The organism is Roseinatronobacter ekhonensis (assembly GCF_900499075.1).
Taxonomy (GTDB): Bacteria; Pseudomonadota; Alphaproteobacteria; order Rhodobacterales; family Rhodobacteraceae; genus Roseinatronobacter; species Roseinatronobacter ekhonensis.
In genome coordinates, this window is sequence record NZ_UIHC01000063.1 from 1 (window position 1) to 11,976 (window position 11,976).

Annotated in this window: 16 protein-coding genes; 1 reads left to right on the plus strand and 15 read right to left on the minus strand. The window is 61.6% G+C overall.

Annotated features, from left to right (window positions below; genetic code table 11):
• From ROE7235_RS20705 to ROE7235_RS17150, 14 genes are all read right to left on the minus strand, one after another.
• Positions 1–544: type IV secretion system protein (locus tag ROE7235_RS20705; RefSeq protein WP_245964009.1), on the minus strand; the 544-nt coding region annotated here is incomplete at its 3' end.
• The gene (locus ROE7235_RS17090; RefSeq protein WP_121096793.1) at positions 544–963 is read right to left on the minus strand and encodes a hypothetical protein; all 420 of its coding nucleotides are present in this window, start codon (positions 961–963) and stop codon (positions 544–546) included. The genes ROE7235_RS17090 and ROE7235_RS20705, both read right to left, overlap by 1 nt.
• A 15-nt stretch (positions 964–978) precedes the next feature.
• Positions 979–2,013, minus strand: a complete 1,035-nt coding sequence (locus tag ROE7235_RS17095) for an ATPase, T2SS/T4P/T4SS family (protein ID WP_121096794.1) — start codon at positions 2,011–2,013, stop codon at positions 979–981.
• Position 2,014: 1 nt separating this feature from the next.
• Positions 2,015–3,340, minus strand: a complete 1,326-nt coding sequence (locus ROE7235_RS17100) for a TraB/TrbI/VirB10 family type IV secretion system protein (RefSeq protein ID WP_121096796.1) — start codon at positions 3,338–3,340, stop codon at positions 2,015–2,017.
• Positions 3,337–4,041, minus strand: a complete 705-nt coding sequence (locus ROE7235_RS17105; protein WP_121096798.1) for a TrbG/VirB9 family P-type conjugative transfer protein — start codon at positions 4,039–4,041, stop codon at positions 3,337–3,339. Before ROE7235_RS17105 ends, ROE7235_RS17100 begins: the two co-directional genes overlap by 4 nt.
• On the minus strand, positions 4,038–4,685 hold the full coding sequence (locus tag ROE7235_RS17110) for a VirB8 family type IV secretion system protein (RefSeq protein WP_121096819.1): 648 nt from the start codon (positions 4,683–4,685) through the stop codon (positions 4,038–4,040). Before ROE7235_RS17110 ends, ROE7235_RS17105 begins: the two co-directional genes overlap by 4 nt.
• A gap of 14 nt (positions 4,686–4,699) precedes the next feature.
• A complete protein-coding gene (locus ROE7235_RS17115) occupies positions 4,700–5,497 on the minus strand; it encodes a type IV secretion system protein (RefSeq protein WP_121096800.1) in 798 nt (265 codons plus the stop codon).
• The gene (locus ROE7235_RS17120) at positions 5,494–6,660 is read right to left on the minus strand and encodes a lytic transglycosylase domain-containing protein (RefSeq protein WP_121096802.1); all 1,167 of its coding nucleotides are present in this window, start codon (positions 6,658–6,660) and stop codon (positions 5,494–5,496) included. The genes ROE7235_RS17115 and ROE7235_RS17120 overlap by 4 nt, the downstream gene beginning before the upstream one ends.
• A 4-nt stretch (positions 6,661–6,664) precedes the next feature.
• Entirely contained in the window at positions 6,665–6,880 is a 216-nt protein-coding gene (locus ROE7235_RS17125; protein WP_121096804.1) for a hypothetical protein, read from the minus strand.
• Complete coding sequence (locus ROE7235_RS17130; protein ID WP_121096806.1) at positions 6,877–9,261, minus strand: VirB4 family type IV secretion/conjugal transfer ATPase; 2,385 nt, start codon at positions 9,259–9,261, stop codon at positions 6,877–6,879. Before ROE7235_RS17130 ends, ROE7235_RS17125 begins: the two co-directional genes overlap by 4 nt.
• On the minus strand, positions 9,251–9,529 hold the full coding sequence (locus tag ROE7235_RS17135; protein WP_121096808.1) for a VirB3 family type IV secretion system protein: 279 nt from the start codon (positions 9,527–9,529) through the stop codon (positions 9,251–9,253). Before ROE7235_RS17135 ends, ROE7235_RS17130 begins: the two co-directional genes overlap by 11 nt.
• Before the next feature lie 9 nt (positions 9,530–9,538).
• On the minus strand, positions 9,539–9,829 hold the full coding sequence (locus ROE7235_RS17140; protein WP_121096809.1) for a TrbC/VirB2 family protein: 291 nt from the start codon (positions 9,827–9,829) through the stop codon (positions 9,539–9,541).
• Positions 9,826–10,464 carry a lytic transglycosylase domain-containing protein gene (locus tag ROE7235_RS17145; protein ID WP_370743889.1) on the minus strand — a complete coding sequence of 213 codons (639 nt, stop codon included), beginning with the start codon at positions 10,462–10,464 and terminating at the stop codon, positions 9,826–9,828. Before ROE7235_RS17145 ends, ROE7235_RS17140 begins: the two co-directional genes overlap by 4 nt.
• Before the next feature lie 52 nt (positions 10,465–10,516).
• On the minus strand, positions 10,517–10,876 hold the full coding sequence (locus tag ROE7235_RS17150; protein ID WP_121096815.1) for a hypothetical protein: 360 nt from the start codon (positions 10,874–10,876) through the stop codon (positions 10,517–10,519).
• A 315-nt stretch (positions 10,877–11,191) separates the two neighbouring features.
• Between ROE7235_RS17150 and ROE7235_RS17155 the strand changes: the two genes are divergently transcribed.
• The gene (locus tag ROE7235_RS17155; protein ID WP_370743891.1) at positions 11,192–11,350 is read left to right on the plus strand and encodes a hypothetical protein; all 159 of its coding nucleotides are present in this window, start codon (positions 11,192–11,194) and stop codon (positions 11,348–11,350) included.
• 51 nt (positions 11,351–11,401) lie between these two features.
• Here ROE7235_RS17155 and ROE7235_RS17160 read toward each other — a convergent pair whose 3' ends face one another.
• A complete protein-coding gene (locus tag ROE7235_RS17160) occupies positions 11,402–11,848 on the minus strand; it encodes a 5-methylcytosine restriction system specificity protein McrC (protein WP_245964010.1) in 447 nt (148 codons plus the stop codon).
• Positions 11,849–11,976 lie beyond the last annotated feature (128 nt).

Below are 11,976 nucleotides of genomic sequence, written 5' to 3' on the forward strand. Positions count from 1 at the left end.
CGCAAGCCTCAAGCTCGAGGCGGGCTGGTGAGGAAAGAAAGTCAGGGCGGATCATAAGCAATAGCTGAATCGTTCCAAACCCAGCAGTCAAGTCAACAAATTCGGCTTCTGCAGGACTCGGAGTATAACCAAAATACGCTGCCTCACGGCAACGCGTCACAGGTGGCCGGATACCCCGGAACAGGTGGCCGGATGTTGTCGGAATAGGTGGCCGGATCCTCCGGAATACGCACCCCACAGACGAGATGAGAGCCCCGGCAACGTAGTCGAGACCCCCGACAACGGCATTCGCAACCGCGTTGAAGTTGGCCCAGTTGAAGGCGAACAGCCCGATCAGGGTGAGCTTGATGAGATACCAGAAGAAACTGGCCCCATCCATGCTGCGGAACTGGAAGGCCATGTTGATAAAAATGCCGATCACCGAGAGCGTGATCATCAGCAGGACGATAGTGCCAGTATTGCTCGCCACAGCCCCGAATTGGGACTCAGCGGCATCGGCAAGGAACCCGTCTGCCGTTCCGACCATCCAGCTGACAACACCCATTACCAGTTGCCTTGGGCTTCGCAGAGGTCTCTTAAGTCGGCGGTAAATTGGTTCTGTTCGTTGCGTAAGGCCAATTGTGCTTGAGTGTGTTCTGCTTGTGAGAAGGCCAAGAACCGCTCTTCGTATTCTGCTGACGCAGAGTCCCAGGACGGGAAGCGAACATCACAACCACAATCGCCTGATGCTTTGACCGCCTGCCACGCACGCAACTCATAGAGCCGCATCAAAGTCAGCACCTTGTAGGCCTCACGCGGGTTGATTTCGTCCATCCAAGTTGGTCGCGCCGGGCGGTCATTGCAAATCCGGTATTGTTGCGGCGTCATGTTCACAGTGAGATCATTTGTGACCTGCGGTGATGTCTGGGCTGCAAGCGGCCCCGCGAGGGAGGAAAGCGCAAGGGCGATGATATGTTTTCGCATGAGGGTATTCCTTTTCTATTCGGCGGCGACGGAGGCGTTCTTTTTGCCTCTGCCGTCGATACTGTCGAGGCTGAAATCTTTCGATTGGCCCGGGAGAAAAAACTCGGTGATGCCGCGCGCGCCTTCATGACGTCCTGCCTGGATGATCACGTCGATTGAGCCCTCGATGTAATCGATCATGTCGGCATAGGTCATCGGCACATCGGTTTTCAGGGCGGCGATGGCAAGGCGGCGGACGGCAAGCTGCGGGGTCTCGGCATGCAGCGTCGTCAGCGAGCCGCCATGGCCGGTGTTGATCGCCTCAAGGAAGGTCATGGCCTCTCGCCCGCGGACCTCGCCCAGCACGATTCGGTCGGGCCGCATGCGCAAAGTCGAGGCCAGGAGCACATCGGCACTCCGGGCATCCGCATCACGGTCGGCGATCAGCGTCACAGCATTAGGCTGTTCGGGACGCAACTCGGACGCTTCTTCGATGGTGATGATCCGCTCTTCGGGTGGGATCAGCGAGAGCATCTTGCGCGCGGCGACCGTCTTGCCGGTCGAGGTGCCACCCGAGACGATCATGTTGAGCTTGTTCTCGACGCAAAAACGCAGGGCCGCGTCGATGTCTCCGGAGGCCACAACATCGCGCAACGCGGCGTTCCTCTCTCGGCGCAGGCCTTCGAGGCTACGTTCTTTGCCATAGAGAAAGCCGAGCTTAATCGCCTCCAGCGGTAGGGAGGAGAAAAAGCGCAGCGAGATCGAGAACCCGCCCTCAACTGCGGGAGGCTGAATGACCTGCGCTCGGATTGAACGATCGCGATAGAGGATCGATACCGAGACGATGGGCTTCTTGGTGCTGAGCGTGGTCGAGGCGGCTGAGGCGATCTGGTTGCCGAGGTCCTTGATCTCGGTCTGGGTGAGCGGGATGCCGAGCCCTCGCATGAAGTGATCACCCTGGAACTCACCCCAGACTTGGCCGTCGGGGTTGATGCAGATCTCTATCGTGTCGTCACGCTGCACGGGCGCGCCAAGCCTGTCGAGCGAGGCTTCGAGATAGCTTGCCGCCATGTCAGAATATCTCCAGGTCGCGGTCAACCATGACCGTGATCCGCGTGCCCTGATCGACATGGATCACCGGACGGATCGCGAGATAATCCTGCATCACGCTTTGGGTGCTATCGCGCAGGTCCGAGCCGACATCGCTGGCGACATCGGCAGCCGCCTCGTCATCGATCTGGCCCGCTGCGGCAGCTGGCAGGGCGCCGATCAACGAGATCAGCGCTGCAGAGCCGAAGCGCTGCGCAAAGCGGGTGTCGACGAAGCCAGTGGTTCCGGTGCGACCGAGTTCATCACCGCCGAAGGCGCTGATCTCCACGGTCTGGTTGTCAGGCAGGATGATCCTGTCCCAGGCCACCATGACCCGCGATTGTGCCAGCGCCACATCGGAGCGGTATCGCCCGATCAGGCGCGCACCGCGCGGGATCAGGACGCGCGATCCGTCAAAGGAATGGACATCTTCGGAGACGATGGCGCGAATTGCACCGGGCAGCGTGCTGTCGAGCGCGGTCTCGGTCACCGCCTGGATCATGGTGCCCTGAATAACCGTGTTCGTTGGGTTCACAATCACCTCAGCGCGCGTGGCGGGCGCGGGTCGCGCGCCGGTGCGCACGAAGGCTTCATCGGCATTCAAGCGCGCTGCTTCAATCGTACTTTCGCGGTCTGTCCCTGCCCCCATCCCGGAAAACGCGATCATGGGCGACGCAATCCGTTCTGCTCGCGCCTCAGCCTCAGCGGCACGTCGGCGCTCAAGTTCAGCCATCCGCAGTTCCTCCTCGTTGGGGCCGAGGTCCGTCGGCGCGGGCGGGGTCAGGCGCGCGACCTCAAGGTCCATGCGCAGTTGGTCAAGTTCACGGTCGCGTTCGGTCAACTGCCGCTCCAGCGTGCGCTGTGCCTCAGCGGAGCCCTCCTGCAGCGCCGCGATCTGAGCCGTGAGGTCTGCGATGGCCTGTTCAGCCCCGCTGTCCGATGTCTCAGTCGGGCGTGCCCGCATTTCTTCGAGTTCGGCCCGCAAAGTTGCAAGGCTTTCCATCAGCGCAAGCTCGGATTCGGTCGGACCGGTCTCCACCGGAGGCGTCGGTGCTGGCTGTGCTACAGGTGGACGTCCCAGGTCCCCGAAGCCGGGCCCGGAGGACTGGAACTCCTCGGGGGCCGCAGTCACCATTGGAGCATCCTGAGACGGTTGCAGGGCAGTCCAGGCGAGACCACCGAATGCCGCGAGACCGGCAATCCCAAGGATTGCAGCGCTCGGTGATGGGCGTTTGCTTGCCCGTGCTTTAGCCGTGGTGCCCTCAAGCGCCGCAAGCCGTGCGGCAAGATCTTCGGTATCCTGGCTCATGATGTGGCCTCGGTCCCTGCGTCCTGAACACAGACGACAGCTTCACCCAAGCGAAGAACCCATTGCCGATTCACGCCGGAGACGCGGATCACGCCATCACTCAGGGCTTGGCTATTCACCGCCCGCTCCCTGCCATTGGAATACCGGAAGATCGCCGGGATCGGCGCATTTCTCGCGAAGCGGAAATAGGTGAAGGTGCCATCATCCCAGATGGCTGTCGGCGTGAACTCTTCCCGGGCACTTACTGCGTAATTCGCATTGGGAGCCTCAGCTGCGACCGCCCGGGTAGGCTGGACGCGGCTTTCCGGATAGCGGAACTGCACCACATAATGCGGGGTCTCGCGCGCCTCAACGACGTGGAAGTAATAGGAACGGCGGTTGGTATAGACGGTGATGTTGGTGGCCACGCCCGAAGCCGTAGGTTTGATCGCGAACGCGCGCCCGCCGGGGACGCCGTCGAACTGGAAACCCACAGTATCACCGGCGATGATCGAGCGTATGGTTTCACCTTCACCGAACTCAACGGTGGTTACGCGGGTCAGGGTCGTGACAACGCGGTAAACCTGCCCCTCGGTCCAGATCGCCACGCGGACGCGGTTGTCATGGGAGCCGGGACGTGGCGTCGTCTCGGCCAAAGCCGCAGCACTCGTGAGCGCCAGAATACCGGCGGCCATAAGGGTGGAAATTTGTGCACGGGTCATTCGGAACGGTCCGATCGGATTGCATATTGGGTGACGGTGAAGCCGAAGGGGTTTTGCCAGACATCGTCGATCGAGCGGGTCCGTTCGGGCTGGAACGCAAACATCAGCGTCGCTGTGAACGATCCGTCCTGCACACCCTGGGGGCTGGTCAGGCGTTTCCTGAGGCGCACCTGCGCACGGTTTTCGCCGATCAGTGTGATCGAGGCGATTTCGACGGCCATTTCAGCTGATGTGCCGTACCGCGTCGGCGGATAGTTCTCCTGCCCCGAGGTCCATATTGCGCGCATGCTCGTCTCGGCGGCACCGGATGACTGTGCCAGAACCCGGCGCACACGCAGATCATTGTCGAGCTGATTGTAGGTCTCGCGCTCATAAATATAGCGGTAGATTTGCGCCTCGATGACGGCGGGTCGCTCGGCGAGGGACACAGTTTCGACCCTGGCGTTCGGGAGCGCCATGCCTGTTGCCGGATCATAGGGCACAACGACTGGGGGCGGTGCCTCAACCATCAGCGCGACAGCCGCGGCCGCGAGACAGCCCACCGCGCCAAAACCCGCGCCACCGAGACCGATCATTCTCCACAGTTGTTCACGGCGCAGGGCACCATAAACAAGCTCCTCCTCCACGAGCTCGCGTGTGTTCATCCCCATTGCCCCACTCATGGTCGAAGTTCCGGCAGGGTGAAGTCCATGTACCGGCGCTCTTCGGCAACGGTGGCGGCATCGACTACGCCTGCATTGCCCGCGCCGAGGGTCTGGATTGCTTCCAACTCCCACATGCGTGTCATGGCGATGGCGAGCTCTGCCGTAACGCGGGTGTTGTGGTCCATAGAGGCTTTCAGATCCTCCGTGTCCGGGATCATCTCGACCAAACGTTCAACCCGCTCGAGGGATTGTTCAGCCTCAGCATGACTGTTTTGGGCAGCTGCGGACATCACAGCACCTGTGGTTGCCCGCGTGGCCACGCCTTCCGCGCCGGGATTGCCGCTGGTGGCAATCTCGCGCAGTGAGTCTTCGTCAAAACCGGCACTTGCCAGCGCCGCTTCCATCTGGGTGCGCATTGGGCCTGCATTAGGGCCGATGAGGCTGCTCCAGTCGCCCGCCTGGATGCCCCGGATCAGACCGGGAATATCTTCAAAATTCGCCTCAAGTAGGTTGTCCAAATCGCCGCCCATGGCAAGGCCGAGGATGCTGCGCGGTCCGGTGAGGGAGGCATACATCTCGTTCAGCTGATCGAGCTGGCTTTGCAACATGTCGAGCTGCTCGAGGGCATTGTCGAGAAGATCGGTCTGGAGCCCGAAATCCTGCAACATCTGCTGAAGCTGACGGATTTCCTGAGCGATGTTCTGGGTGTCCACTGTGGGAACGCCTTGTGCGGCGACAGGACCACTAACAGCGAAGGCAAGTGCTGCGGCCGCCGCACTGGTGAAAACGGAACGGGTAAATTGCGCGATCACTGCAAATCCTCCTGATTGAAATTCATGTATTGCCGCTCGGCGGCTTGGGCGGCTGCCATAGCGAGTTGTTCCTCGCTGAGCGGCTGGGTGTGCGCAGCCTTGATCCGGGTCCGGATCGCGACCAGCCGGGCAAGCTCGGCGCGGGCATAGGTGTTGAGCGCAATCGCCTCGTGCAAGTCTTCGGTCTTTCCGATGCGCGTTACGATGTCCTGCACCCGCAGGGCCGCGGCGCGGACCGAGACCAGCGAATAGTCTCCATAGACACCCGCCCCATGGGCCGAGAGGCTGAAGCTCGCATTGGCGAGAAGCACCGGGTCGATCGTGCCAAGGGCATCGATGCCGCCGACGGCGGCGAGATAGCTGTTGTACTGCTGCGGGATTACCACGACGTAGTGTTGGGTTTCCGCGAAGGGCGGCACGCCACCGTGGTTCTGCACATTACCCGGACCCGCGTTATAGGCGGCCAGCGCAAGAATGATGTTGCCATCGAACATGTTCAGCATCTGCGCGAGGTAGCGCGCGCCGCCGGTGACCTGCAGGTAGGGGTCGTCGTAATAGGCAGGGTAGATGCCGAGATCGCCTGCGGTTCCAGGCATGATCTGGGTGAGACCGAAGGCCCCAACGGGGGAGCGCGCCCCGATCTGGAAGCGGCTTTCCTGCCAGATCAGCGCCTGCAGAAGGCAGCGCCACTGCACGAGCGAGAGCCCCGCGCGGCTCACGCCGGGCAAGTTATGGGTGTCGCGGGCTGCACGGATGATCAGCTCCTCGATCCCTTCACGGGCATCGCCGAACATCCGGGCCGCGGCCGGGTTGTTGTCCTGAGGCGCATAGAGACTGGAGGCTCCACTCTCGACGCCATTTGCGGCCCCCTGCCCCGCCTCAAGCCCCGCCACCGTGCCTGCTACATCGCCGGATCCGAGCGACGTCGCATCCATCAGCCCTTCCAGCGAGGCGAGTTGCTGGCGTTCGATCTCGGCCAGTTCCTCTTCGCGGGTCAGACGGTCCTGTTGCAGCGCCAGATCCCGGTCGGTCTGCTCGAGGATCGCCTGCCTTTCGGCGAACAACGCCAAGTCGAAGGTCGGCACGCCCTGCGCCGTTGCGGGCCCAGACAAGGGAGCCGCAAGCGCAAGGCCAAGCACCGAGAAGGGAAGCCAGGTCCGCATCTGATCAGTTGCCCGTCCCCAGCATCACGAAATCGCAAGCCGTGTCGCGGCGCGTGACCTCCGCTCCCATGGTCGAGATCGTTGTCGTGGCGGCTGCCGCCTGCGCAGGGGCATCGCGGAAGTTGAAACAGTTGGCCTGCGCGGGGTTGTGTTGCGCACAAGCCGTCAGGGTCAGGCCGAGGCCAAGCAGTGCAAGACTGCGGGAAATGGTACGGGTCATGTCACTCTCCAGAATTCAGGACGTTCGCGGTAATCGGGGCCGACGAGGGCCTCGCCCTTTTCCATGCCGCCGAGGATGGTCACGAGGGGGCCGAGGGCGCTCAGATCGGCGTCGATCACGACTGCGCCGCGGTCATCGCGCACGAGGGCGAGCCGAGAGGCAGAGCCGACACCCAGAAGCACGTCGAGCTCTTTGTCGCTGAGGCCCAGCATCGCGTAATCGGCGGCGGAGGCGCGGATATTGGGCAGGAGCACTTGAGTCGGCACCGCCTCGACGATGGTCTTGCCGGTGCGGGTGCGCTCAAGCTGGCTTGCATACTGCGTCATCATCACGACGACGGCGTTCTGCTTGCGGGCTGTCACCAGCCAATTGCTCAGGCGTTCGGCGAAATAGGCATTGTCGAGCGCCTTCCATGCCTCATCGATCACGATGATTGTGGGCTTGCGGTCCTCGATCACCCGCTCGACCCGGCGGAAGAGATAGGAAAGGACGGCCATCCGTTCCCGCTCGCTCTCAGAATCAAGGATGCCGGTCAGATCGAAGCCGGAGACATCGCCATCCAGGCTGAAGGTATCCTGAGTATTCGCCCCGAAAATCCAGCCGTAGCGACCCTCGGCTGTCCATTCCTGCATGCGTTCGAAAAGATCGCCGTCGTCATCGGTTGAGACGAGAAGCGAGGCGAAGTCCGACCAGTTCCTAAGGCCCGCATTCCCGGCACTGGCATTCTGGCGCACGACCTCTTGCAGCCGGTTGGTCTGCACCGGGGTCAGGGGCCGGTCGCGGCGCTCGAGAAGGCTTGCAAGCCAGTCGGCCAGCCAGGCCTGACCACGCGCGTCGATCTCGGTCTGGAGCGGATTAAGCCCCGTGGGCCGTCCGGCCCGCACGGTTGAATAGCTGCCGCCAAGCGCGCGGACGGCCATTTCCATGCCGGCGCGGTAGTCGAAGACGAACAGCCGCGCGCCTGCGCGCCGGGCCATGGTCATCAGGAATGCCGCGAGTACGGATTTACCCGAGCCGGGACGGCCCAGGATCAGAGTGTGACCGCCCGTAGGCTCGCGATCCGGCGCGCCCTGTTCGTGAAAGTTGAAGCGGAACCCGCTGCGCTCGGGTGTCGGAAAGAGCGTGATCGGCACGCCCCAGGGCACCTCCCGACCGGTCTTGCCGAGGGGCGTGCGGTGGAAGGTGGCCAGATCGGCGAAGTTGTGATTCGTGATCGCAGCCTTGCGGCTTCGCGCCCCGGTGTTCCCGGGATGCTGCGCCATGAAATGCGCCCGCGCCCCGAAGGCTTCCGAGATGAGGTTGATCCCGGAGGTTGCAGAGATGTTGCGGATCTCGGCTGCGATGTCGTCGAGCGCCGACTGGCTGCGGGCATAGACGGCGACCGTCATGTGGTGCTCGCCGAAGATCAGGCGCTTGGATTCCAGATCATCCTGGGCCAGTTCGAGTTCCTGCGCGAGGCTGACGGCCCCGTCATTGGCGGCCTGCATCAGGCGGAGCTGCCGCTTGATCCGACCCGCCATGATGTTGGCGTTGATCGGGACAAAGGAGTGGGTGACCACCATGTCGACGGGCAGGTTCAACTCGTCGAGCATCAGGCTGTCGGTCTTGGCGGGGTAGTTCTTCACCGCGAAGATTGCGCCCAGCTTCTCGCCCACGGCACCGTCGGAGAGCCCGATAGTCGATCCGAGGAAGGTGACGCGGGTATTGGCAACATCCTCGGCGATCACGCCCAGGCGCGACCTCGGGAAGAGCGGATGTTCTTCGCCGGTGTTGAGCGAGCCGAGGAAGCCCAGAAGTTCGCCGGTGCTGGCCGCCAGCAGGCGCGGCTTCATCTCATTAAACGACGAGAGCAGAAACCCCACGACCTCATCGAGCTTCCTGAGCCGCCGTGTTGTGTCGGCCGAGAGCCGTGTGCGGGAGGCCCCGAGCCCAAATGGCAGACGACTGCCGGTCTCAGGGCGTTTCAGGACCGTGAGGGTCAGCGTCTTGTCGCGGAGGGCGGAGCTGCCTAGATGCGCGCGCCACTGCTGATCAACGGCAGCCGCGAAGCCCTCGCCTGGGATGGGCGGTAAGATCACATCGACCGCCTTCGAGACCTTGTGGAGGTAGAAAGAAAACTCGGTTCCGACCTGTGCGACGATGCCCGCGAGGAGGCCGCCAATCCGGTCGAGATAGGCGTCCGCGCTCGTCGTGCTGTTCACCCCCTCGAGCCGGATGCATTGCATCAACTCGTTGCCGCGCGTCCGGATCGTCCGGTCGGTCACGAGGCTGACGTAGGGCAGCATAGAGGATAGCCGCTTCTCGCCCTTGATCCATGTGGGCAGCGCTGTCAGCGGATCGAGCGCGTCTGCATCCTGGCCTACAATTCCATTACGGGGCATAGCTATCGCCTCCGTAGAGCTTACGGTTCTTTGTCGGCGGCGTTTCCTGCAACGTGGTCACCAGAACATCGAGGAAGTTCGGATCCCAGTCCGCGGCTTTCCAGAGCGCGGGCCAGGCCAGCCCCGCAAAGACGGCCACCACCCAGCTCTGCACCCAGAGGAACAGAAGCGTTGAGCCGAAGAGCCAGACCATGGCGTACATGATTGGCAAGCCCATCAGCTTGGGTGGCCTGAGAAGGCCGATAAAGACGCGGGACTGGTCAGCCATGGGTTTTACTCAGGTCGTCCAGATCGCGGCGACAATGGTGGGTGCCGCAGCAATGCCGGCGATCGCCACCACCACCCAAAGCGCTTGGCGGAAATCGAGGATGCCAAAGAGCCAGGAAAGGAACACACCAATCAGCGCCAGTGTACCGATCACGATGCCCAAGGGACCGGTGATCGCATCGACGATGCCCTGCAGCAGCGTCTGCACAGGCGAGAGGTCGATGCTTTGCGCAAATGCGGGACCGGCCAGCACTATGATGGCCATCGCGCCGAGCGCGACAAGGGATGGTTTGGACGTCATGAAAGGTCTCCTCTGAGCCGATGAAACACGGCCGTCACGCGGGCCACATGCCCTTGGGTTTCGCGAAAAGGGGGAATGCCGCCATGGCGCGTGACCGCCTCGGGGCCAGCGTTATATGCGGCAAGGGCCAAGGATCCGTCGCCGAACTGGTCGAGCATCATCAAAAGGTAGCGCGCCGAGCCGTCGAGGTTCTGGGCGACATCGTGGGGATCGACGCCGAGATCGCTGGCAGTGCCCGGCATCAATTGTCCGAGGCCGATGGCGCCAACAGGGCTTCGCGCGATCGGGTTGTAGGCACTCTCAACTTCAATATTGGCGCGGTAGAGGAGCGCCCAGTCGGTGACGGAGAGCCCCGCACGACGCAGAGCGCCATGCCCGGCATATCGCAGGGCGGTGGTCTCGATCGCATTAAGGATTTCTGCGGAGGCGCGAACAGCACGCGGAGCCGGGATCGCCACCTCAGTTACTACTTCAGGGCCACGTGGTTCTGCGAAAAGAAAAAGGCGATCCGTCGCCTCTTGGGTCTCGGAGAAGGAGCGCAGGGTGCTTGCGTCATCAGAGACGGAATTCAGTCGGCCATCCGGACCAACCGAGAAAATGAAACCGTCGGCACCCGCCCGTGTTTCGGCGGCCAAGGGCGCGGAACATACGCCTGTACCCAAAACAACGACGAGCGCAAAGGCGCGGTTAGCTGTCCTTGACCGGGGTCGCTCCGTTTTGCGACCCTGATGTATGACCAGGAGCGGCGTGACGCTCACGACCACCTTCGTTGAGCGGAATGCTGACTGTCGCGCAGCCCATGTCAGCCAGGAAGCTGACAAGGCCAACGATGGTTTTGAAATCGCGCAGCTTGAGAACGCTTCGGCTGGTGACGAGCATCTTGTCGTCACGCCCATCAGACGCGACGGCGCGGATGACCCACGTACCGTACCAGCTGTTATGGCGCTTCTCGGCTCCTTCCTTGCAGACCACCTCGATGAGGTAGCCCTCGGTGAGCAGGCCGCGCAGTCCGTCTTCTGTAACCACATTGGGGGCTTCTTCTATCATGGCTTTCCCACGGGTCCTTTCTCTGCCTGAGGTGCAGCATCGGTCCCGTAGAGTTGAAACACCACGGTCGATACAATACAACATTAATGATAGCAAGACAATTACAACGCCTTGACGAACACCGCCTTGCTCCAATACCAGTGATAGCTGACAGATACGTGATCTTAAAGGCAGCAAAGGAGTTTTGCCCTGCACATTTCCTGTGCGCGCATTGCTACGTTATTGCTGTCGGTCTTGCTTGGATGCGAGCCAGTAACTGCGTCTGCGAATTGTGTTCCGCCCGAGCGACCGTTCCTGCCCCAGTCCCAAGACGACATGCGAACTTACGCCGAACTGATCCGGGCGGATTTTGAAACCTACATCGCTAATGTTCAGGACTATTTTCGTTGCGTCGACGAAGAGCGCGCGAGGGCCTTCGCGGAGGCTCGCGAAGTCAGTGAAGGCTATGGCAGGTTTTTGAAGGCCGTGGAGTGAGCGACAATCCTTCATTCTCCCAAACAGCTTTTGTCACCAGACTCAAGGCGCCTAAACCAGCGCCTCCTCTGTCGCCAAAGCGATTATGTTCCTCAAGCGGGCGGCCATTTTGTCGCCTTTAGCGACATCAACGCTCGCAGTCTCAATGATCGTCTCTTGGCCCGAAATCCGAAATTGAGCCTGAACGCCCTCCTCAGCTGAAAGACCCCCGTGATGTGGATAAAGCAGCGTCAGTCGAGGTGCTTTGTACAGATGAGCGTAGGCCATCATCTGGTAGACGTCGCCTTGGGAAACCCCTTGCTTGCGATCATCTATGCGCGAGGAAATCCGCTTCCACTTGGTATCGATCACATGGACAACCTGTCCCGCATACCGGATCAGGATATCAGGCTTCGTCTGGAACACAGCGCGTTCATCGTCGACCGATGTCAGGCAAAACAGCCTGCCGCCCTGAAGAGCGACCCGATACTCTGTGCCTGCCAATGCGCGTGTGATCAACTGAAGTGGTCCTGCTTTTTAGGACAGGTTTGCGGCTTGTCTAAGATGCATCAGATTTATGTTCATGCCGCTTTTCGTATCTCTGCTTGCTCGAAGTATGCCGCGTCTGGGGTGCGTTTGTCGAGCGC